We start from the raw sequence: 22,513 nt of genomic DNA, 5'->3' as shown, positions 1-22,513 counted from the left end.
AGAAAGTTCGTCAGCGCACCGAACCGGCACGCCTCAACCTGTTCAACCGAGCATGCGCGTCCAATATGACAGGCAAACAACAGCCTTCTCCGGGGGCCGTTAGGGGCTGACGGCCGGCACAGCCAAGCCCCTGTCGCAACGGCGCCACCGGCGCCCGACATCGGTCCAGCCCCCCAGAATCCCGCGCAAGTGCCCATCGGCCCCATAGAACGGCACCGACCAATGATAGATTTCCCGCAATACGCCGCTGAACATCAATTGCCGGTCGACGAACCGAGACTGGCCGGTGCGCAATTGCTCCATCACTTCCCCATGCAGCAGCTCGGCGGTGGCCGGCGGGAATGATGCCGAGTCGGTGAGCCGCGTGCCCCGCAGTTTTTCGAAGCGGGTCGCGAACTGCTCTTCATAGCTTTTGTTGCACATGATCAGGCGACCTTCCAGATCACGGATGAAAATCGGGTCGGGAATGGCATCCATCAAGGCCCGCTGGAGCATCAACTGATCCTTGAGGACCGCTTCGGCCTTGAGGCGTTGGTCGATCTGTATCTGCAAGCGGCGGTTCCACAGCAGGGACAAGAGACCAAAGACCACGACCACGGTCACACACCAGTAACCCCAACTGGATATCCGCGCCCAGATCGTAGGCGCCTGGGTTGGGGTCGTGCCGGCCATCCATTTCGAACGCAGCGCACGCATGTCCTCGGCTGGGAAAGCTTCCAGGGCCTTATTCAAGATACTCAACAGCACCGTCAAGTCCTTGCGCACCGCCAGGTAGTCCGGTTCCCACCTGCCCTCCAGGCCGCTGCCTACTTGCAACTGCCCGGCCGGATAGAGATGCATCCCGGTTTCATTTTCGATGGTGGCATAGGCTTCCCGGCTCTCTACCAGCGCCCGTGCCTCGGCATAGGTCTTGGTCGTATGCAATTTGATCGCCGGGTAATCACGCCGGATTTCCGCTTCCAATGCATGCCGTGCCGGCAATGCCAGGACCCTCCCTTCGAGTTGCTCCAGCGAATGGAGAGACGATTCCCCGTCACGGCCGACGAATACCCAACCGAAACCGCCGAATGCATGGCTGAAACTGAGGAAATCCCGACGCTCTTCATTCATCGCCAGAAGGGTGGTCATGTCGGCTTCGCCGTTTCCCAGCATCGTCAGCAACTCACCGGGAGAGAACGACTCCCGATGAACAAACTCAAGGCCGGTCATGTGCGTAATGCGCTGGAGAATATCGTGGTTCAGTCCGCTCCACTGCCCCAGTTCACTCTTGAACAGGTACAACGGAAACTGCATCGTGGCCACGATGACCCGGGGGTTCTCCTTGATCCATTTCAGTTCCTGCGCGTCCAGTACCGGCCGTTCGCCAGGGTTGCGCGGTGCCGCTTCGAAAGCCGCCAACGCCGCCGAGTTGCCTCCCTGCGCCCAGTACATCAGGGCCAGAACCATTACCCAGCCCAGGGCTGGCTTGCCTTTGATAAAAAACGACATCTGCATTTCCTTCGAGATGACTCGCCCATCCCTCCAAGGGCGAAAACCCGGCCAGTTTGGCATGCAGAAACAAGAAAGCCCGTCAGGAGACGGGCTTCAAAATGTGACAGATTCAAGCGGTCAGAGTGGCTTGCCGCGATTGCCATGCAGGCTGACAAAGGCCTGCACGGCTTTCAAGTCGTTGGGCAATACGGTGCATCGCTCATCTCGCTCAAACAAATCAGAAAGATGCGCAGGCAGTTCGAGCGCTTTTCCTACACCAGCTTTCTCCACCGCTTCCGGGAACTTGACCGGGTGAGCCGTGCCCAGGATCACCATCGGGATGTCCAGGCTGCGACGGCACTCACGAGCTGCCCTGACACCGATGGCCGTGTGCGGATCAAGCAACTCACCGCTCTGCTCGAACACCTCGGCGATGGTTTCGCAGGTCTGCTCATCGTCCACGGCCAGGGAGTCGAACAACTTGCGGGCTTCGGTCCAGCGCTCAGGCTCGACGCTGAAACCGCCGCCCTGCCGGAAGCTGTCCATCAGGCCGGCAATTGCCGCGCCGTTGCGACCGTGCAGGTCGAACAGCAGGCGTTCGAAGTTCGACGACACCATGATGTCCATCGAAGGCGACAGCGTGGCGTGCAGGGTTTCCTTGACGTACTGGTTGCCGCTCATGAAGCGGTGCAGGATGTCGTTGCGGTTGGTGGCGACGATCAATTGGTTGATCGGCAGCCCCATGTTGCGCGCCAGGTACCCGGCGAAGATATCGCCAAAGTTGCCGGTCGGCACCGAGAACGATACGGAACGCGCCGGACCGCCCAGCTGCAGGGCCGCATGGAAGTAATAGACGATCTGGGCCATGATCCGCGCCCAGTTGATCGAGTTCACCGCCACCAGCCGCGTGCCCTTGAGGAAGCTCTGGTCGGCGAAGCTGGCCTTGACCATTTCCTGGCAGTCATCGAAGTTGCCTTCGATGGCGATGTTGTGGATGTTATCGCCAAAAATGGTCGTCATCTGCCGACGCTGCACTTCCGAGACCCGGTTGTGCGGGTGCAGGATGAAAATGTCGACGTGCTCGCAATGCTTGCAGCCTTCGATGGCCGCCGAACCGGTGTCGCCAGAGGTGGCACCGACGATCACCACGCGCTCGCCGCGCTTTTGCAGCACGTAGTCCAGCAGGCGACCGAGCAGTTGCAGGGCGAAGTCCTTGAACGCCAGGGTCGGGCCGTGGAACAGCTCCATAACCCATTCGTTACCGTTGAGCTGACGCAGCGGCGCGATGGCGTTGTGGGAAAAGACGCCATAGGTCTCTTCCAGGATCTTCTTAAAATCGGCGTCCGGGATGCTGCCGGTGACAAACGGGCGCATGACCCGGAACGCCAGCTCGTGATACGGCAGGCCGGCCCAGGAAGCGATTTCTTCCTGGGTGAAACGCGGCAGGTTTTCCGGCACATAGAGACCGCCGTCCGTGGCCAGGCCGGCCAGGAGGACATCTTCGAAATTCAGGGCCGGTGCCTGGCCGCGGGTGCTGATATAGCGCATAGGGGCAAACCTTCGGTTTGAGCTGCGAGCTGTAAGCTACAAGCTGCCAGTAAAAGCGGATCTGCTTTGACTTGGAGCTTGCAGCTTGAAGCTTGTAGCTGCTTAGTTCAAATGTTCAACGCGGATACGGACCACCGGCCCAACGACACCCTGGAGCGCTTCCAGCGCCGCGATCGCGTCGTTGATGTTCTGCTCGACCACACGGTGGGTCAGCAGGATCATCGGCACCAGGCCGTCGTGTTCCTCGACTTCCTTCTGCATGATCGACTCGATGTTGATGCCGCGTTCCGAGAGGATACTCGCCACTTGGGCCAGCACACCCGGATGGTCCTTGGCCTGGATGCGCAGGTAGTAGGAGCTTTCGCACGCCTCGATCGGAAGAATCGGGTGAGCCGACAACGAGTCTGGCTGGAAGGCCAGGTGCGGCACACGATTTTCCGGGTCGGAGGTCATGGCGCGAACCACGTCCACCAGGTCGGCAATGACCGAAGAAGCCGTCGGTTCCATGCCCGCGCCAGCGCCGTAGAACAACGTCGAGCCAGAGGCATCGCCGTTGACCATCACCGCGTTCATCACGCCGTTGACGTTGGCGATCAGGCGGTCGGCCGGGATCAGCGTCGGGTGCACGCGCAACTCGATGCCGCTGGCGGTGCTGCGCGCCACGCCCAGGTGTTTGATGCGATAGCCCAGGGCTTCGGCGTAGTTCACGTCCGCGGTGGTCAGCTTGGTGATGCCCTCGGTGTAGGCCTTGTCGAACTGCAACGGAATACCGAATGCAATGGACGCCAGGATCGTCAGCTTGTGCGCGGCGTCGATGCCTTCCACGTCGAACGTCGGATCAGCCTCTGCGTAGCCCAGGGCCTGGGCTTCGGCGAGCACGTCTTCGAAGGTGCGACCCTTCTCGCGCATCTCGGTGAGGATGAAGTTACCGGTGCCGTTGATGATCCCCGCGACCCAGTTGATACGGTTGGCCGACAGGCCTTCGCGGATCGCCTTGATCACCGGGATGCCACCGGCCACGGCGGCTTCGAACGCCACGATCACACCCTTCTCGCGGGCCTTGGCGAAAATCTCATTACCGTGAACAGCGATAAGCGCCTTGTTCGCGGTGACCACATGCTTGCCATTCTCGATGGCCTTGAGTACCAACTCGCGGGCAACGGTATAGCCGCCCACCAGCTCTATGACGATGTCGATCTCAGGGTTCGTGGCCACTTCGAACACATCGTTGGTAATCGCAATACCGGTCGTCTGGAACTGAGGCTTTGGCGTGCGCATGGCAATTTGTGCCACTTCGATCCCACGCCCGGCACGACGAGAAATTTCCTCGGCGTTGCGCTGAAGTACGTTGAAGGTGCCGCCACCGACGGTACCTAACCCACAGATGCCTACTTTGACCGGATTCACTCTTGACTCCCCATGAAACGGCCGACGCAAGGTCGGCCGTGAAATACAGCCGCGAAGCAACGCGACTCTGTGTTTAACGGCCCGACGAACGTTTTCGCCGAGCCGTGATCTTCAAAAGCGGATCGCCCATGATCATTTCGCGCCCAGGGCCAGTTTGGCCACTTGTGGCGCTGGCTGGTAGCCCGGAATTACCTGACCATCGGCCAAAACAATCGCCGGCGTACCGTTCACCCCTATTGACTGTCCGAGGGCAAACTGCTTGGAAACCGGATTCTCGCACTGGGCGGCCTTGATTTCCTTGCCGTCGACCATCTTGTCAATGGCCGCTTTCTTGTCCTTGGAGCACCAGACCGCCTGCAACTGCTCATCACCCGGCGAGCCCAGGCCCTGGCGCGGGAATGCCACATAACGCACTTCGATGCCGCGCTTGTTCAATTCCGGCACTTCGGCGTGCAGCTTGTGGCAATACGGGCAGGTGGTGTCGGTAAACACGGTGATGTGGGACTTGGTTTCGCCGATGGCCGGATAAACCACGGTTTCAGCGACCGGAATGCCGTTGATCAACTTGGAAATGCCTTGGCGCTCGGTCAGCTCGGTGAGGTTGACCGGCTTGCCGTCCTTGAGCTCGAACAGGTTGCCCTGGACGATGTATTGGCCGTCGGCGCTGGCATAAAGCACGCGGCTGCCCTTGAGCTTGACCTCATACAGGCCGGCCATGGGACTGGCCGAAATGGTGTCGATCGGCACGTCGAGCTGAAGGTTTTCCAGGCTTTTGCGGATAGCCTTGTCGGCCGCGTCGTCGGCGATGGCAAAGGTACTGGCCAACGCAATGGCGGCGGCGGTGAACATCTGGATCAAACGCATGGGGACTCCTGAGGCGAACAAATGAGACGGGAAACACCGACCCGCAGATTCGGGTTCCAACCGCCCACTGTGCAAACCGACAAAGCCTACCACAGAAGGCTGGCGTGACCGAATGCCGCTGACGCACGACAACACACAACGAACAGTTATCAAAATCCTGTGGCGAGGGAGCTTGCTCCCGCTCGGCTGCGCAGCAGCCGCAAATGGAACTGTCTTTTTTTGAAAGCAGTGGCGTCTGTAACAGGGGCGCTTCGCGCCCAGCGGGAGCAAGCTCCCTCGCCACAAAAACGGAGCACCGTTCAGCCGCGGGGATGATGCTTGGCATGCAAGTCCTGCAACCGTGCCCGAGCCACATGGGTGTAGATCTGGGTGGTGGACAAGTCGCTATGGCCAAGCAGCATCTGCACCACCCGCAGGTCGGCGCCATGGTTGAGCAGGTGTGTGGCGAAGGCATGACGCAAGGTGTGGGGCGAGAGGGATTTGTTGATCCCGGCCACCTTGGCCTGGTGCTTGATGCGGTGCCAGAAGGTCTGGCGGGTCATCTGCTCGCCGCGCAGGCTGGGGAACAGCACATCGCTGGGACGCCCACCCAGCAGTTCATGACGGGCATCGCGCATGTAACGCTCGACCCAGACGATCGCTTCCTCACCCATCGGCACCAGGCGCTCCTTGCTGCCCTTACCCATCACCCGCAGCACACCCTGGCGCAGGTTGACTTGCTCCAGCGTCAAGCTGATCAGCTCGGTGACACGCAGGCCACAGGCGTACAAGACTTCCAGCATGGCCCGGTCGCGCTGGCCGATGGCCTCACTGAGGTCGGGCGCCGCCAACAACGCCTCCACATCGGCTTCCGACAGGGACTTGGGCAGCGGGCGCCCCAGCTGCGGCATTTCCACGCGCAAGGTCGGATCCACCGCGATGAGCTTTTCCCGCAGTAAATAGCGATAGAACCCACGCAAACCGGAGAGAAACCGTGCAGTCGAGCGCGGTTTGTAGTTCTGCTCCAGGCGCCACGCCAAGTGATCGAGGATCAACTCCCGGCCGGCATTGATCAGTTCCAGGTTATTTTCCTGCAACCAACCGTTAAACAGTGCCAAATCGCTGCGGTAGGCACCGCGGGTGTTATCGGACAGTCCCTTCTCCAGCCACAGGGCATCGAGAAACTGGTCTATCAACGGATGATCGATGGCAGGCATAAAGACTCTTGAAAGATGCGGGCACACACGGCATCGAAAATGGAAATGAAGCTATGCAGGGTGCTCAAAGCACAAATCGCAGGCAACAAAAAAGCAGCCCGCAGGCTGCTTTTTTTGCATCGGAAGCTGGACTTAAGCCAGTTTTTCCTTGATGCGAGCTGCTTTACCCGACAGGTCACGCAGGTAGTACAGCTTGGCTTTACGTACGTCACCGCGACGCTTGACAGCCATGCTGTCGATTTGCGGGCTGTAGGTCTGGAAAGTACGCTCTACGCCGACACCGTTGGAGATTTTACGAACGGTGAATGCACTGTTCACGCCACGGTTACGCTTGGCGATAACGACGCCTTCGAACGCTTGCAGACGGGAACGGTCGCCTTCCTTCACTTTCACCTGAACGACAATGGTGTCGCCCGGGGCAAAGGTAGGGATTTCTTTGGTCATCTGCTCTGCTTCGAGTGCAAGGATGATTTTGTTAGTCATGCTGTGCTCCTAAGGCAAGTCGTCGGACTCACCATCGATACGTTGTTAACTATCGTCCCGCTCGCGGATGTATTCCTCGAGCAGCTTCTTCTCTTCTCCAGAAAGCGAGCGGCTTTCCAGAAGATCGGCGCGTCGTTCATAGGTCCGACCAAGGGACTGCTGTAAACGCCAACGCCGGATGTGCGCGTGGTTGCCACTTAGCAACACGTCGGGAACACGCTGATCCGCATACACCTCCGGTCGGGTGTAGTGCGGGCAATCCAGCAGACCATCCGTAAAGGAATCTTCCTCGGCGGAATCTGCATGCCCTAAAGCTCCAGGCAGCAGTCGTGTAACCGCATCGATCAGGACCATCGCCGGCAGCTCGCCGCCAGACAGTACATAGTCGCCAATCGACCACTCTTCATCGACATGAGCTTCAATGAAACGCTCGTCAATGCCTTCATAACGGCCGGCAATCAGGATCAATGCATCCGAATTCGCCAGCTCGCGTACCGCCGACTGAGTCAGCTGGCGGCCTTGGGGCGACAGGTAGATCACCTTCGCACCCTCCCCGGCTGCCGTCCTGGCCTGAACCAGCGCATCTTCCAGGGGCTTGATCTTCATCACCATGCCCGGACCACCGCCAAACGGGCGATCGTCCACAGTGTGATGTCGATCCGTGGTGTAGTCCCGCGGATTCCAACAGGTGAGCTGCAACAGCTCCTGTTTCACCGCGCGGCTGGTTATGCCGTACTCGCTGATGGCGGAAAACATCTCGGGAAACAATGTGATGACTTCAACGCGCAAATTAGCCACGTTTAGAAATCCGCATCCCATTCCACCTTCATCTCGCCTGCGGCAAGGTCGACGGCCAACACGCATTGCTCGGTATAGGGCAACAGGCGTTCGCGATCATCCAGGCTGCCGACGCAAGGCTTGACCACCATGACATCGTTCGAACCGGTCTCGAGCAGGTGATCGATTTTCCCGAGCAATTGCCCGAGGTGGTCGATGACCTTCAGACCCACCAGCTGGTACCAGTAGTACTCGCCGTCGGTCAGTTCAGGGAACAGGTTGCGCGGCACGCAGATCTCATAACCGGCCAGAAGACGTGCTTCTTCACGATCATCGAGACCCTTGAGCTTTGCGACCAGGAACTTGTCGTTCCCGCGTCCGCTGACCAGCTCCACCTGTTTCACGCTACCTTCGCGCTTGAGCGTCCAGGTTTTGTACTCCAACAGGTTCTTGATCGGATCAGTAAAGGAATACACCTTCACTTCGCCGCGAACGCCATGTACAGAATAGATCTTGCCGACAACGATCAAATCACCGGCATCTTTTGGCGTCGCGTTCATATTGCTCAGGCCGCAGCCTTAGCCGATTCCTTCAACAACTGAGCAACGCGCTCAGAAGGTTGTGCACCAACGCTCAGCCAGTAGGCTACGCGCTCTTGGTTCACGGACAGACGAACTTCCTGACCACGGGCAACAGGGTTGAAGAAACCAACCTGCTCCTTGTGGGAACCGTCACGCGGGTTGCGGCTGTCGGTTACGGTCAGGTGGTAAAACGGGCGCTTTTTGGAGCCGCCAAGGGCAAGACGGATTGTTAGCATGTGAACATCGTTCCTGTAGTCGGTGCTGCAAATCTAAATGCACAGCGGGCATAGGTGCCCGAAAGGCCGCATATTCTAAGGAATATCCGGACTTTTGCAAATGTCTTTTTCCGGCGCCTGGCGCCATGCGATCAAGATTCGCCATAGAGCCGTCATGAAAAACGGCAGGTCAGCTCCCACGTAGCGCGGGTTTGCTGGAGATCCCCGCATCCGTGCGGGGCAACGCCGACATGACAGCCGGCGCAGATTCTTTACATTTTCGGCATGCCGCCGCCGGGCAACATACCGCCCATGCCGCGCATCATCTTGGCCATCCCGCCCTTGGCGGAGAATTTCTTCATCATTTTCTGCATCTGCTTGTGTTGCTTGATCAAGCGACCGATGTCCTGCACCTGGGTGCCGGAACCCATGGCGATACGGCGCTTGCGCGAACCGCTGATCAGCTCAGGGTCGCGGCGCTCGGCCGGGGTCATGGAGTTGATGATGGCTTCCATCTGCTTGAACTGCTTTTCAGCCGCGCCCTGGGCATTGCCCATCTGCGCCAGGTTCACGCCACCGATGTTCGGCAGTTTGTCCATGAGGCCGCCGAGGCCGCCCATGTTCTTCATTTGTTGCAGCTGGTCGCGGAAGTCTTCGAGGTCGAAGCCCTTGCCCTTCTTCAGCTTCTTGGCCAGTTTGTCGGCCTTGTCCTTGTCGAGGGTCTGCTCGGCCTGCTCGATCAGGCTGAGCACGTCGCCCATGCCGAGGATGCGCGAGGCGATACGCTCGGGGTGGAACGGCTCGAGCGCTTCGCTCTTCTCGCCCATACCGATGAACTTGATCGGCTTGCCAGTGATGGCACGCACCGACAGCGCGGCACCGCCACGGGCGTCACCATCGACCTTGGTCAGGATCACGCCGGTCAGCGGCAGCGCGTCACCGAACGCCTTGGCGGTGTTGGCCGCGTCCTGGCCGGTCATGGCATCGACCACGAACAGGGTTTCCACCGGGTTGATCGCGGCATGGAGCGCCTTGATCTCGCCCATCATCTCTTCATCGATGTGCAGGCGACCGGCGGTATCGACGATGACCACGTCGATGAATTTCAGTTTTGCTTCTTTAATAGCCGCCTGGGCGATGTCCACCGGCTTCTGGCTCAGGTCGGACGGGAAGAACGTCACGCCGATGTCGTTGGCCAGGGTTTCCAGCTGCTTGATCGCCGCCGGACGGTAGATGTCCGCCGACACCACCATCACCGACTTCTTCTTGCGCTCTTTAAGGAAGCGCGCCAGCTTGCCGGCTGTCGTGGTCTTGCCCGCGCCCTGCAGGCCGGCCATCAGCACCACCGCTGGCGGTACGGCGCTGAGGTTCAGGTCTTCGTTGGCGGCGCCCATCAGGCTTTCGAGCTCGGCCTGGACGATCTTCACGAACGCCTGGCCCGGCGTCAGGCTGCGCGACACTTCGGTGCCGACGGCGCGTTCCTTGACCGAATTGACGAAGTCCTTGACCACCGGCAGGGCGACGTCGGCTTCGAGCAACGCCATGCGCACTTCGCGCAGGGTGTCTTTGATGTTGTCCTCGGTCAGTTTCGCCTTGCCGGTGACATGGCGCAGCGTCTGCGAGAGACGGTCGGTTAGGTTTTCAAACATGCGCGATCCTTTCAGGCCCAGATGAGACCGGGATAATGGCGGCCCAGACCGTGAAAAATGTGCTCGGCGAGCCTGCGGCGTGGGCAGGTCGCGGATTATAGCGAAGAAGCGTGCGGCGTACACCTTGCAGTGGTCTTTCGTGTGGAGGGGGTTCTATGCCAAACTCAGCGCCTTTCGGGCTTGCCTAACAGGATTTATGCTCCCCTTGTCACCCAGCTTGCTTGCCACCCTCGCCGCCGCTTGCCTTTATGCCGCTGCGACTCTCTATCAAGGCACACGCCTGGCCACCGGCGCCAAGGCGAACAAACGCCTGCTGGTCACGCTTGGCGTGCTGGCCGTGCTCGGCCACGCGGCCAGCCTTTATACCCACCTGATGACGCCGATCGGCCTGGGCCTGGATTTCTTCAACGCCGCCAGCCTGATCGCCGTCGCCGTGATCGCCCTGACGCTGCTGGCCTGCTCGCGCATCCCGGTGGAGAACCTGTTGGTGCTGCTGTTCCCGCTGGGGCTGGCCACGGTGCTGCTGGCGCAGTTCGCGCCGTCGGGCACCGTGCAGATCATCGACGAAGAGCCAGGCATCCTCGCCCACATCCTGCTGTCGATCCTCGCCTACGGCCTGTTCACCATCGCCGTGTTCCAGGCCTTGTTGCTGCTGGTGCAGGATCACCAGCTCAAGCACAAGCACCCGTCCGGACTGATCCGCAACTTCCCGCCGCTGCAAACCATGGAAAGCCTGCTGTTCGGCTTCCTCTGGGCCGGCTGGACCCTGCTGTCGCTGTCGCTGATCTCCGGCTGGTTGTTCGTCGAGAACCTGTTCGCCCAGCACCTGGTACACAAGACCTTGCTGGCGTGCCTGGCGTGGGTCGTGTTCAGCGTGCTGCTGTGGGGCCGCAACCGCCTCGGCTGGCGTGGACACAAAGCGATTCGCTGGACCCTGGCCGGTTTCTGCCTGCTGATGCTGGCGTACTTCGGCAGCAAGCTGGTTCGTGAATACATCCTGCATATCTGACGGACGGCCCTGATGGATACGTTGCCCGTAGCGCCGTTGTTCGCCGTGCTGGTGGTGCTGATCCTCTGGTCGGCCCTGTTCACGGCCATCGAAGCCGCCCAGCAACACCTGCTGGCCCAGCGCACAGCCTCGCGCGCCAGTGACAGACCGCTGGCGGCGCTGACCTTCCCGCTGGCCAGCCTGATCCTGTGCAATACCCTTTGTCGCGCCCTGGCCGTGGTCATCGGCACGTTGCTGGCCATTTTTACCTGGCTGGAAAACGGCCCGTGGGTCGCCTGGCTCGGCACCAGCGCCGCCCTGCTGGTGTTCGCAGACTACCTGCCGCGTACCTTGGCCACCCGCCACCCCGACGCGGTGCTGGCATTGGGCAACACCTTGCTGGGCATACCGCTGAAGATCCTCTACCCGTTTGCCTGGCTGTTGAATGGCGCCAGCCAGTTGTTGCTGCGCCCCTTCGCTCGCAAGCCCGGCATGGTGCAGCAGAGCGACGACGAAATGCCCGCGCCACCGCGTAGCGAGCAGGAATCCGAGCACGGCAGCGGCCGGCTGCATCCGATTTCCGGCATCCACGCCCTGGACAACATCACCGTCAACGATATCCTCGTACCCCGTAGCGAGGTCGATGGGATCAACCTCGACGACCCCATCGGCGACATCATCGAACAGCTGCGCCTGAACCGCCGTACCCGCCTGCCGATGTTCCACAGCGACATCAACCAGGTCGAAGCGGTGCTCAACACCCGCCAGATCCGTCATTTGCTGGCGGACGCGAGCCTGACCAAGGAAGCGCTGCTGACGGCTTCCCACGAGCCTTACTTCGTGCCCGAAAGCACGCCACTGCAGCTGCAGCTGTTGAATTTCCACAAGCAGCAGCGGCGCCTGGGCATGGTGGTGGACGAATACGGTGAAGTGCTGGGTATTGTCACCCTGGAAGATATCCTCGAAGAAATCGTCGGCGAATTCGAGAGCGAGCACAGCCTCGACAATCCCCACGTTCATCCCCAGCCCGACGGCCGCCTGATGATCGATGGCGCGGCGTCGATCCGCGAATTGAACCGGACCCTGGGCTGGCACCTGCCTTGCGACGGCCCCAAGACCCTCAATGGGTTGGTGACCGAAGCCTTGGAAACCATTCCCGAAAGTCCGGTCTGCCTGAAGATCGGCCGTTATCGGCTGGAAATCATCGAGACCGTGGACAACCGCGTCAGCCAGGTGCTGGCGTGGCATAACAGCTCGGTGCCTGCTGTTTCCTGAATCCCTGTTTGGACCTGATAGCCCTTGTGGCGAGGGAGCTTGCTCCCGCTGGGCTGCGCAGCAGCCCCAAAGCAGCCCCCAACTTGCCAGACACACCGGGTGATCAGGTTTCAGGGCCGCTTCGCGCCCCAGCGGGAGCAAGCTCCCTCGCCACAAAAAGCTCGGCGCACGCCTCAATATTGTGTGCGGGCGCACTTGTTGATTCATTAGCCCCCTTCCTATACTCAACCCGCTTACCCAGCCCCGCCCGAACCCCGTGCCTACCCCGCACTTGGCTGGTTCCGGCCAGACCATCGGCAAGATCCGCAGCAACCCTGGGACTGTTCCTACCCGAAACAGCGACGGGATACCCGCCCACATCCCTGGGGGTTCGACCATAATAATTCGCTCCAACGGAGCACATGACTGTCAGGGATAACCGCATGACGACCGCTACCTGCAACGAGGCAGTGACTGCCCAGCCGACCAACTCGGCCACCCGCGTGGCGACCGCGAGCTTCATCGGCACCGCCATCGAGTTCTACGATTTCTACGTCTACGCCACGGCTGCGGCCCTGGTGATCGGGCCAGTGTTCTTTCCGCAAACCTCAGGCACGGCACAGATGCTGTCGTCCTTCCTGACGTTCGGCATCGCCTTCCTCGCCCGTCCGCTGGGTTCGGCGCTGTTCGGCCATTTCGGCGACCGGATCGGGCGCAAGTCCACACTGGTGGCGTCCCTGTTGTTGATGGGCGTGTGCACCACGCTCATCGGCGTGTTGCCCGGCTATGCCAGTATTGGCGCCTGGGCACCGATCCTGCTGTGCCTGCTGCGTTTCGGCCAAGGCCTGGGGTTGGGCGGCGAGTGGGGCGGCGCGGCGCTGCTTGCCACCGAGAACGCCCCTAAAGGCAAGCGTGCCTGGTTCGGCATGTTCCCCCAACTGGGGCCCTCCATCGGTTTCCTGGCGGCCAACGGCTTGTTCCTGACCCTGGCCATGAGCCTGGACGACGAGCAATTCCGTTCCTGGGGCTGGCGAATTCCGTTCCTGCTCAGCGCCGTGCTGGTGATCGTCGGCCTCTACGTGCGCCTCAAGCTCCATGAAACTCCGGTGTTCGCCAATGCCGTGGCCCGCCAGGAGCGAGTCAAGGTTCCGCTGGTCGAGCTGTTCAGCCAGTACTGGGCGCCAACGTTGCTGGGCGCGGCGGCGATGGTGGTGTGTTACGCGCTGTTCTACATCTCGACGGTATTTTCCCTGAGCTACGGCGTGTCCACCCTCGGCTACAGTCGCGAAACATTCCTGGGCCTGTTGTGCTTTGCCGTGCTGTTCATGGCCGCTGCGACCCCGTTGTCCGCCTGGGCCAGCGACCGCTACGGCCGCAAACCGATCCTGATCATTGGCGGCCTGCTGGCGATTGCCTCGGGCTTCCTCATGGAACCCTTGCTGACCCACGGTTCCACGGGCGGCGTGGCGCTATTCCTGTGCATCGAGCTGTTCCTGATGGGGGTGACCTTCGCCCCCATGGGTGCCTTGCTGCCGGAACTGTTTCCGACTCATGTGCGCTACACCGGCGCCTCGGCGGCCTACAACCTGGGCGGCATCGTCGGTGCCTCGGCCGCGCCATTCTTCGCCCAGAAACTGGTGGCGATGGGCGGCTTGAGTTACGTCGGGGGCTATGTTTCAGCGGCCGCGCTGCTCAGCGTCATCGCCGTGTTGTGCTTGAAGGAAACTCGCCATAACGACTTGAATCGGGTCGCCTGACGCGCCCCGCTCGTAGGAGCTGCCGAAGGCTGCGATCTTTTAAGCTTTCGCTTGAGACTCAAGCGTCGGGGGAAAGATCGCAGCCTCGCTTCGCTCGACAGCTCCTACGGACCGACGCCCGCCATGAAATAACCGTTAACAATCCCCCACCATTGAAACCACCCCCCACCTGCCCCATCTAAGACCCATACCCCATTGCGCAGGTGCCCCATGAGCGACCAGCACTCTACTGAAGCCACTCACGAATACGCTGACTCCGAACACGTCGAACACACATCCTCCGGTACCGGCCTGGCCCTGCCCGGCCAGAACCTGCCGGACAAGGTCTATATCATCCCCATCCACAATCGTCCCTTCTTCCCGGCCCAGGTGCTGCCGGTCATCGTCAACGAAGAACCGTGGGCCGAGACCCTGGAGCTGGTGGCCAAGTCCGAACATCATTCCCTGGCGCTGTTCTTCATGGACACACCCCAGGAAGACCCGCGTCATTTCGACACCTCGAAGCTGCCGCTGTACGGCACGCTGGTGAAGGTGCACCACGCCAGCCGGGAAGCCGGCAAATTGCAGTTTGTCGCCCAGGGCCTGACTCGCGTGCGCATCCGCACCTGGCTCAAGCACCATCGCCCACCGTACCTGGTGGAGGTCGAATACCCGCACCAGCCGAGCGAGCCGACCGACGAGGTCAAGGCCTACGGCATGGCGCTGATCAACGCGATCAAGGAACTGCTGCCGCTCAATCCGCTGTACAGCGAAGAGCTGAAGAACTACCTCAACCGCTTCAGCCCCAACGACCCTTCGCCACTCACCGACTTCGCCGCCGCACTCACCTCCGCCACCGGCAATGAGCTGCAGGAAGTGCTCGACTGCGTGCCCATGCTCAAGCGCATGGAAAAAGTGCTGCCGATGCTGCGCAAGGAAGTCGAAGTGGCGCGGTTGCAGAAAGAGATTTCCGCCGAGGTCAATAACAAGATCGGCGAACATCAGCGCCAGTTCTTTCTCAAGGAGCAGCTCAAGGTCATCCAGCAGGAACTGGGGCTGACCAAGGACGACCGCAGCGCCGACCTCGAACAGTTCGAGCAGCGGCTGGAAGGCAAGGTGTTGTCGGCCCAGGCGCAAAAGCGCATCGAAGAGGAGATGAACAAACTCTCGATCCTGGAAACCGGCTCGCCGGAATACGCCGTCACCCGCAATTACCTGGATTGGGCGACTTCGGTGCCGTGGGGCGTGTATGGCCAGGACAAGCTCGACCTCAAGCATGCGCGCAAGGTGCTCGACCAGCACCACGCCGGCCTGGACGACATCAAGGACCGCATCCTCGAATTCCTCGCCGTCGGTGCCTATAAAGGCGAGATCAGTGGTTCCATCGTGCTGCTGGTGGGCCCGCCGGGCGTGGGCAAGACCAGTGTCGGCAAATCCATCGCCGAGTCCCTGGGCCGACCGTTCTACCGCTTCAGTGTCGGCGGCATGCGCGATGAAGCCGAGATCAAGGGCCATCGGCGCACTTACATCGGTGCCCAGCCGGGCAAACTGGTGCAGGCGCTCAAGGATGTCGAAGTGATGAACCCGGTGATCATGCTCGACGAAATCGACAAGATGGGCCAGAGCTACCAGGGCGATCCGGCCTCGGCCTTGCTCGAGACCCTCGATCCGGAACAGAACGTCGAATTCCTCGACCACTATCTGGACATGCGCCTGGACCTGTCGAAAGTGCTCTTCGTGTGCACCGCCAACACCCTGGACTCGATCCCCGGGCCGCTGCTGGACCGGATGGAAGTGATTCGCCTGTCGGGCTACATCACCGAAGAAAAAGTCGCCATCGCCAAGCGCCACCTGTGGCCCAAGCAACTGGCCAAGGCCGGCGTGTCCAAGGGCAGCCTGAGCATCAACGACAGCGCCCTCAAGGCCCTGATCGACGGTTACGCCCGCGAGGCCGGGGTGCGCCAGCTGGAGAAACAGCTGGGCAAACTGGTGCGCAAGGCGGTGATGAAGCTGATCGAAGAGCCGAAAGCGGTGATCAAGCTCGGGCCGAAGGATCTTGAGGCATCCCTGGGCAAACCGGTGTTCCGCAACGAACAGGTACTGTCCGGCGTCGGGGTGATCACCGGCCTGGCCTGGACCAGCATGGGCGGCGCGACCTTGCCGATCGAAGCGACGCGCATCCACACCCTCAATCGCGGCTTCAAGCTGACCGGGCAACTGGGCGAGGTGATGAAGGAGTCGGCGGAAATCGCCCACAGCTACGTCAGTTCGCACCTGAAGCAATTTGGCGGCGATCCGAAGTTCTTCGACGAGGCCTTTGTTCACCTGCATGTGCCGGAAGGCGCCACGCCCAAGGACGGCCCGAGCGCCGGCGTCACCATGGCCAGCGCCTTGCTGTCCCTGGCTCGCAACCAGCCGCCGAAAAAAGGCGTGGCCATGACCGGCGAACTGACCCTCACCGGGCATGTCCTGCCCATTGGTGGCGTGCGTGAGAAAGTCATCGCGGCGCGCCGGCAGAAGATCAACGAACTGATCCTGCCGGAAGCCAACCGGGGCAACTTCGAAGAACTGCCGGACTACCTCAAGGAAGGTGTGACGGTTCACTTTGCCAAGCGGTTTGCGGATGTGGCGAAGGTGTTGTTCTGATGTTCCTGTAGCGGCTGGACTGGCCTCATCGCGAGCAAGCTCGCTCCCACAGGGTTCGGGGTGGATCGCAAATGCTGTGAACACCACAAATCCCCTGTGGGAGCGAGCTTGCTCGCGATGAGGCCTTAACAAACAACACATCCCCAGCTGACACACCCAGTAGCATCTTCGGTTATGCTCGCCGTTCGTCGTAAACGCCGGAGCCTTTATGTCCCTCACTCGCCTGCTCGTCCCCCTCAGCCTCGCGCTGCTGAGCGCCTGCGCCACGCAGACCAGCCACAACGTAACCGTGGAAAAACTGGGCCAGTGCCCGGTCAGGCTCAATAACGGACAGAACCTGATCCTGAGCCTGCCCAGCAACCCCAGCACCGGTTATCGCTGGGCGATCCAGGATTCAGCGGGAGGCGTGTTGAAAGGTTTGGGGCCGGAGGTCTATCGCAATCCGGAAGACGCCGGCATCGTTGGCGCCGCCGGTGTCTCGACCTGGCGCTTCCAGGCGTTCAACGCCGGTACCGGGCGCTTGCGCCTGACTTATCAACAGCCCTGGGCACCGGAAGTGCCGCCAGTGGAAACCTTTGACTGCGCCATCGCGGTGAACTGACCGTGGGTTGGCTGATCCTCGCACTGATGGGTGCGGCCACCTACCTGTACGGCCTGGCCATGCATGCCACGCTGCTGTGCCTGCTGGTCAAGCCCATGCCGGTGCTGGCCCTGCTCGGCTGGCTGCACGATGCGCCGCCCGGCGACTATCGACGCTGGATCAGCCTCGGGCTGATTTTTTCCCTGGTGGGCGATGTGCTGCTGGCCTGGCCGGGGGATCTGTTCGTTTTCGGCCTCGGCGCGTTTCTGTTGGCGCACCTGGCCTATCTGAAAGCCTACCTCAGCGACTGTCGCCGTCCGGCACTGCGGCCGTTGGCCCTGGCCTTGGGCATCGGCGCGGTGCTGTTGGGGATCCTGGTGTCGAGCGGTCTCGGGCCGTTACTGGTGCCGGTGGTGGTTTATGGTTTGGCCATCAGCGCCATGCTCTGGCGGGCGTTGGCACGCTTGGGCACCGATGTACCCAAGCGTTCGGCCTGGCTGGCCGCCGCCGGGGCGCTGGCCTTTGTGTTTTCCGACAGCCTGATCGGCATCAACCGGTTCGTGCAGCCCTTCCATGCCGCGCCTTACCTGATCATCATCAGTTACTGGCTGGGGCAATGGGGCATTACCGCGTCGGCGTTCCCGCAAAAACATCGTTAAACAGAGATCAAAATGTGGGAGCGAGCTTGCTCGCGATAGCGGTGGGTCAGTCAGCACTTTATCAACTGATTGTCCGCTATCGCGAGCAAGCTCGCTCCCACAGGTTTTTTGGTTAAAATGCCGGCCTTTTCATCACCCATGCCGCTGGAACCGCCGTGAGCAAAGACCCCGATCGTCTATTCGCCCAACCCCTGGCCCAAGTGCCGGACTTCGCCTTCAACGAGGACGTGGTGCGGGTGTTCCCGGACATGATCAAGCGTTCCGTGCCGGGTTACCCGACCATCGTCGAAAACCTCGGCGTGCTCGCCGCGCAATTCGCCCAGCCCAATAGCGTGCTCTACGACCTTGGCTCGTCCCTGGGCGCCGTGACCCAGGCCCTGCGCCGTCATGTGCGCACCGACGGTTGCCGGGTGATCGCGGTGGATAACTCGGCGGCGATGGTCGAACGCTGCCGTGAATACCTCAACGGCCAGGACTCGATGTTCCAAGAGCTGCTGCCGGTGGAAGTGATCGAAGGCGACATCCTCGCCCTGGCGTTCCAGCCGGCCTCGGTGGTGGCGCTGAATTTCACCCTGCAATTCATCGCGCCGGACCAACGCACCGCACTGTTGAGCCGCATTCGCCAGTCCCTGCTGCCAGGCGGCGCCCTGATCCTGTCGGAAAAGCTACGCTTCAACGACGCCGAGGAACACGCCCTGCTCACCGACCTGCACGTGGCGTTCAAGCGCGCCAACGGCTACAGCGAACTGGAAATTGCCCAGAAACGCAGCGCCATCGAAAACGTCATGAAGCCCGACAGCCTCGAAGAACACCGCGAGCGCCTCTTGGCGGCCGGGTTCTCGAAAGTCGTGCCGTGGTTCCAGTGTCTTAACTTCGCCTCGTTGATTGCCCTGCCATGATCGATTTGTCCCCCCTCGCCCGCCATCTGGCCGGCACGCCCCTGGCCGATTGGGCCACGACGCTGCAGACGCAACTCGACAGCAAGATGGAAAAGGGCCACGGCGACCTGGAGCGCTGGCAAAGCGCGCTCGATGCGCTGCCGGTCTTGCAACCCACCACCGTCGACCTGCTGAACGGCCTGACGCTCGACGCTGATTGCTCCGACGAAACCCGTGGGCAAATGCGTACCGCGCTAATGGGCCTGTCACCCTGGCGCAAAGGGCCGTTCGACCTGTTCGGCGTGCACGTGGACACTGAATGGCGCTCGGACTGGAAGTGGTCGCGGGTGGCGCCGCATTTGGATCTCAAGGGCAAGCGCATTCTCGATGTGGGCTGCGGCAACGGTTACTACATGTGGCGCATGCTCGGCGCCGGGGCCGACACGGTGATCGGCGTCGACCCCAACTGGCTGTTCTTCTGCCAGTTCCAGGCGGTGCAGCGCTACCTGTCACAGCCCAACGCCTGGCATCTGCCGTTCCCCTTCGAGGCCCTGCCAGCGGAACTGGAAGGCTTCGACACCGTGTTTTCCATGGGCGTGTTCTACCACCGCCGCTCGCCGATCGAACACTTGCTGGCCTTGAAGGATTGCCTGGTCAAGGGCGGTGAACTGGTGCTGGAAACCTTGGTGATCGAAGGCGACGAACATCAGGTGCTGGTGCCCGAAGACCGCTACGCGCAGATGCGCAACGTGTGGTTCCTGCCATCGGTCCCGGCCTTGGAACGCTGGCTGCGCCGCGCCGGGTTCAGCGATGTGCGTTGCGTGGACGTGAGCCTGACGACCGTCGAAGAACAGCGCAGCACCGAGTGGATGAAATATCAGTCCCTGAGCGACTTCCTCGACCCCGCCGACCACAGCAAGACCATCGAAGGGCTGCCAGCGCCGATGCGGGCGGTGATTGTGGCGCGTAAATAAATCGCCCGGGGCCTCTGTGGGAGAACAACCTGCTCACTTAAGGGCTGCCAATCATTGTGGCGAGGGAGCTTGCTCCCGCTCGGCTGCGCAGCAGTCGTAAAAGCTGCCAACCGATTTTTCCTGATGCACTGTGTTGAATGGTTTGGGGCTGCTGCGCAGCCCAGCGGGAGCAAGCTCCCTCGCCACAAGGGTATGTGTTCAACCTTGCGATTTGGCTCTTCGAGCCTTGAAGAATTCACTCAGCACCGTACTGCACTCCTCAGCCAACACCCCGCCCTCGAACAGCACCCGATGGTTCAGGAACCCCTGGCTGAAGAACTGCCCCTGGCTCTGCACGATGCCGGCCTTGGGCTCCAGGGCGCCATAGACGACCCGGGCGATGCGTGAATGGACGATCAGGCCGGCGCACATACTGCACGGTTCCAACGTCACGTACAGCGTGCTGCCGGGCAGGCGATAGTTGCTCACGGCCTGGGCGGCGGCGCGGATCGCGACCATTTCGGCGTGGGCGCTGGGGTCGTGACCGCTGATCGGGCAATTGAAGCCGCGCCCGATGATCTCACCGTCCTGCACCAGCACTGCGCCCACCGGCACTTCGCCCAGGGCGGCGCCTTGTGCGGCAAGGGCCAGGGCTTCGCGCATGAAGTCCTGGTCACGGCTGCGGTCGATGATCTTGGCGGGGCGAATCTGGCGCATCACGCCACCTCGATGGCGGCCATCAGGCCGGTTTCCATGTGGTCGATCACATGGCAGTGGAACATCCACACGCCTGGATTATCCGCCACCAGCGCCACCTGCGCCCGCTCGTTCTTGCCCAGCAGGTAGGTATCGGTGAAATACGGCACGACCTTGTGCCGGTTCGACGCAATCACCTTGAAGCTCATGCCGTGCAAATGGATCGGATGCTGGTACTGGGTCATGTTCTTCAATTCGAAAATGTAGCTCTGGCCTTTCTTCAGCGTGGCGATCGGCCGGTCGGCGCAGGTCTTGTCGGTGATGTCCCAGGCCTTGCCGTTGATTTGCCACAGGCTCGGCGGTTTGCCGTTGTCGACATTCACCGACACCGAGCCGACCCATTCGAAATTGAAGTTGAGTTTCTCGGCATTGGCCAGGTCCGGCTCGGCTACCGGATTGGGCGGCAATGCTGGCGGCCATGGAGTCGGCGCGTCATTGTTGGGCACCGAGCGCAACGTACCCAGGCGCACCGGGCCGTTGCGCAGCGATAACGCCTCGCCAGCCGGCGGTGCCTTGATCGCCAGGCAAATGCGCATGCCCGGGCCAAGCCAGTATTCCTTGCCCAACGGGCGCGGTTCGATGGGGTTGCCATCCAGCGCATAGATCTGCGCTTCAACACCGGGGATGTTGATGCGGTAAGTCAGGGTGTTATCAAGGTTGAGCAAACGCACCCGGGTGATCTGCCCGGCCGGCAGGTCGATCACCGCTTGTGGCACGCCGTTGATGGTCGACAGCCGCCCGGCCGTGCCGCCACGGGCCGCCTCGCGGGGAATGCTGAACGCGACAAACTCGCCCTGCTCATCCACATGCCAGCTCTTGAGGCTCAAGGTCTGCTCGTATTTGAAACCGGTGGGCTCGCGCTCTTCGATGATCAACGGCCCCACCAGCCCACGCCCGAGTTCTTCGCTGCTGTTGACGTGGGGGTGATACCAATAGCTGCCGGCGTCCGGCACACGGAATTTGTAATCGAAATACTCGCCCGGCAGCACCGGCAGTTGCGAGACATAGGGCACGCCGTCCATCTCCAGCGGCAGTCGAATCCCATGCCAGTGAATGGTGGTGGCGACCGGCAAGTGATTGATGAAGCGAACCCGCAACCATTCGCCCTGGCGCACCCGCAGCTCGGTGCCCGGCGCCGAGGGGCCAAACGCCCAGGCCTGGGTCTTGTGCCCGGCCACCAGCTCCACATCCAAAGGCGCGGCGATCAATTCATAGTCGTGACCGGCCTCGGCATCAGCCATCTTCCCCAGCCAATACCGCGACGCGCCGCCTGCACCCACACCAACGACAACAAGACCGGCCAGGCCACCGAGTATTTGGCGACGGGTAAAGGACATGAACGCAACCACCTATTGAATCCGTGCGAACCGTTGGGCCCGCAAAAGGCGAATACGATACACCCGCAGATGAGAAACGGTAAGGAAACCAAGATGAAAAAAACGTGTGGTGGTCATTTCCCGACAGAAGAATGAATCGAGCGCTCAGCGCTCGTCCCCCAGCGGGAGCAAGCGCCCTTGTGGCGAGGGAGCTTGCTCCCGCTGGGCCGGTCCGACGCTTCGGGCGCAGCAGCCCCCCGACAATTAGCCCGGCAGGCCTGTAATCAGATGCACCACGCCGTCGTCCAGCATCATCACCCCCGTCACACCGGCAACGCTCAACCCGGCCCGATCGATCCGCGCCACATCCCGCAGCTCCACCCGCAGCCGCGTCAAGGCCACGGCCTGATGAGACTTGAGGTTTTCCGCGCCGCCCAACGCGACAACGATGGCCGGCGCCAACTCATCGAACGCTGCCGGCCGCTTGGGCTCTTCTTCCGGGACCAGGTCCGGGGTCAAGGCTTTCCAGAACGCCTGTTGTAGTTTGTCGAACATGT

General features: G+C 61.3%; 21 protein-coding genes. 8 read left to right on the top strand and 13 right to left on the bottom strand.

The genetic code is table 11. The features are described from left to right. Window positions 1-99: 99 nt before the first annotated feature. The 10 genes from J3P85_RS04985 to ffh form a co-directional block, all read right to left on the bottom strand. Window positions 100-1,488: a transporter substrate-binding domain-containing protein gene (locus J3P85_RS04985; protein ID WP_434705088.1), complete on the bottom strand. Its 1,389-nt coding sequence runs from the start codon at window positions 1,486-1,488 to the stop codon at window positions 100-102. A 120-nt stretch (window positions 1,489-1,608) separates the two neighbouring features. Then, the gene (thrC, locus tag J3P85_RS04980) at window positions 1,609-3,018 is read right to left on the bottom strand and encodes a threonine synthase (protein WP_434572168.1); all 1,410 of its coding nucleotides are present in this window, start codon (window positions 3,016-3,018) and stop codon (window positions 1,609-1,611) included. Between the two features lie 102 nt (window positions 3,019-3,120). Further along, window positions 3,121-4,425 (bottom strand): homoserine dehydrogenase, encoded by a 1,305-nt coding sequence (locus tag J3P85_RS04975; RefSeq protein ID WP_207966395.1) that lies wholly within the window; start codon window positions 4,423-4,425, stop codon window positions 3,121-3,123. Window positions 4,426-4,557: 132 nt separating this feature from the next. Next, window positions 4,558-5,289, bottom strand: a complete 732-nt coding sequence (locus tag J3P85_RS04970; protein ID WP_434705087.1) for a DsbC family protein — start codon at window positions 5,287-5,289, stop codon at window positions 4,558-4,560. Window positions 5,290-5,588: 299 nt separating this feature from the next. Next, entirely contained in the window at window positions 5,589-6,485 is an 897-nt protein-coding gene (gene xerD, locus J3P85_RS04965) for a site-specific tyrosine recombinase XerD (RefSeq protein WP_207966394.1), read from the bottom strand. 132 nt (window positions 6,486-6,617) lie between these two features. Beyond that, window positions 6,618-6,968, bottom strand: a complete 351-nt coding sequence (rplS, locus tag J3P85_RS04960; protein ID WP_003175895.1) for a 50S ribosomal protein L19 — start codon at window positions 6,966-6,968, stop codon at window positions 6,618-6,620. 45 nt (window positions 6,969-7,013) lie between these two features. Then, window positions 7,014-7,787 carry a tRNA (guanosine(37)-N1)-methyltransferase TrmD gene (gene trmD / locus J3P85_RS04955; protein WP_170845966.1) on the bottom strand — a complete coding sequence of 258 codons (774 nt, stop codon included), beginning with the start codon at window positions 7,785-7,787 and terminating at the stop codon, window positions 7,014-7,016. Next, window positions 7,769-8,305, bottom strand: a complete 537-nt coding sequence (gene rimM / locus J3P85_RS04950; protein WP_186705437.1) for a ribosome maturation factor RimM — start codon at window positions 8,303-8,305, stop codon at window positions 7,769-7,771. The genes trmD and rimM overlap by 19 nt, the downstream gene beginning before the upstream one ends. A 5-nt stretch (window positions 8,306-8,310) precedes the next feature. Beyond that, the gene (gene rpsP / locus J3P85_RS04945) at window positions 8,311-8,562 is read right to left on the bottom strand and encodes a 30S ribosomal protein S16 (protein ID WP_003198088.1); all 252 of its coding nucleotides are present in this window, start codon (window positions 8,560-8,562) and stop codon (window positions 8,311-8,313) included. 251 nt (window positions 8,563-8,813) lie between these two features. Next, window positions 8,814-10,190, bottom strand: coding sequence for a signal recognition particle protein (ffh, locus tag J3P85_RS04940; protein ID WP_003198085.1), 1,377 nt, complete (start codon window positions 10,188-10,190; stop codon window positions 8,814-8,816). Between the two features lie 196 nt (window positions 10,191-10,386). Between ffh and J3P85_RS04935 the strand changes: the two genes are divergently transcribed. The 8 genes from J3P85_RS04935 to cmoB all read left to right on the top strand — a co-directional run bounded on the left by J3P85_RS04935 (window position 10,387) and on the right by cmoB (window position 19,905). Continuing rightward, the gene (locus J3P85_RS04935) at window positions 10,387-11,199 is read left to right on the top strand and encodes a cytochrome C assembly family protein (RefSeq protein WP_053118690.1); all 813 of its coding nucleotides are present in this window, start codon (window positions 10,387-10,389) and stop codon (window positions 11,197-11,199) included. A gap of 12 nt (window positions 11,200-11,211) precedes the next feature. After that, the gene (locus J3P85_RS04930) at window positions 11,212-12,453 is read left to right on the top strand and encodes an HlyC/CorC family transporter (protein ID WP_434705086.1); all 1,242 of its coding nucleotides are present in this window, start codon (window positions 11,212-11,214) and stop codon (window positions 12,451-12,453) included. Window positions 12,454-12,875: 422 nt separating this feature from the next. After that, the gene (locus J3P85_RS04925) at window positions 12,876-14,189 is read left to right on the top strand and encodes an MFS transporter (protein ID WP_434705085.1); all 1,314 of its coding nucleotides are present in this window, start codon (window positions 12,876-12,878) and stop codon (window positions 14,187-14,189) included. Between the two features lie 210 nt (window positions 14,190-14,399). Further along, window positions 14,400-16,814, top strand: coding sequence for an endopeptidase La (gene lon, locus J3P85_RS04920; protein ID WP_434572174.1), 2,415 nt, complete (start codon window positions 14,400-14,402; stop codon window positions 16,812-16,814). Window positions 16,815-17,022: 208 nt separating this feature from the next. Continuing rightward, on the top strand, window positions 17,023-17,415 hold the full coding sequence (locus tag J3P85_RS04915) for a protease inhibitor I42 family protein (protein ID WP_434705084.1): 393 nt from the start codon (window positions 17,023-17,025) through the stop codon (window positions 17,413-17,415). Window positions 17,416-17,417: 2 nt separating this feature from the next. Then, a complete protein-coding gene (locus J3P85_RS04910; RefSeq protein ID WP_434705083.1) occupies window positions 17,418-18,053 on the top strand; it encodes a lysoplasmalogenase in 636 nt (211 codons plus the stop codon). Window positions 18,054-18,208: 155 nt separating this feature from the next. Then, entirely contained in the window at window positions 18,209-18,952 is a 744-nt protein-coding gene (gene cmoA / locus J3P85_RS04905) for a carboxy-S-adenosyl-L-methionine synthase CmoA (protein WP_053118678.1), read from the top strand. Continuing rightward, window positions 18,949-19,905, top strand: a complete 957-nt coding sequence (cmoB, locus tag J3P85_RS04900; protein WP_434705082.1) for a tRNA 5-methoxyuridine(34)/uridine 5-oxyacetic acid(34) synthase CmoB — start codon at window positions 18,949-18,951, stop codon at window positions 19,903-19,905. The genes cmoA and cmoB overlap by 4 nt, the downstream gene beginning before the upstream one ends. Window positions 19,906-20,103: 198 nt before the next feature. Here cmoB and tadA read toward each other — a convergent pair whose 3' ends face one another. The 3 genes from tadA to J3P85_RS04885 all read right to left on the bottom strand — a co-directional run bounded on the left by tadA (window position 20,104) and on the right by J3P85_RS04885 (window position 22,511). Next, entirely contained in the window at window positions 20,104-20,601 is a 498-nt protein-coding gene (gene tadA, locus J3P85_RS04895) for a tRNA adenosine(34) deaminase TadA (RefSeq protein ID WP_186705431.1), read from the bottom strand. Continuing rightward, window positions 20,601-21,977 carry a multicopper oxidase family protein gene (locus J3P85_RS04890; RefSeq protein ID WP_434705081.1) on the bottom strand — a complete coding sequence of 459 codons (1,377 nt, stop codon included), beginning with the start codon at window positions 21,975-21,977 and terminating at the stop codon, window positions 20,601-20,603. Before J3P85_RS04890 ends, tadA begins: the two co-directional genes overlap by 1 nt. Before the next feature lie 243 nt (window positions 21,978-22,220). After that, a complete protein-coding gene (locus J3P85_RS04885; RefSeq protein WP_434705080.1) occupies window positions 22,221-22,511 on the bottom strand; it encodes a PTS transporter subunit EIIB in 291 nt (96 codons plus the stop codon). Window positions 22,512-22,513: the final 2 nt, after the last annotated feature.

The sequence above is a fragment of the Pseudomonas sp. Z1-12 genome, from assembly GCF_051132015.1.
GTDB lineage: Bacteria > Pseudomonadota > Gammaproteobacteria > Pseudomonadales > Pseudomonadaceae > Aquipseudomonas > Aquipseudomonas zanjanensis.
Note: the sequence above shows the minus strand (reverse complement) of the source record. Positions and strands in the feature narration are given on the sequence as shown.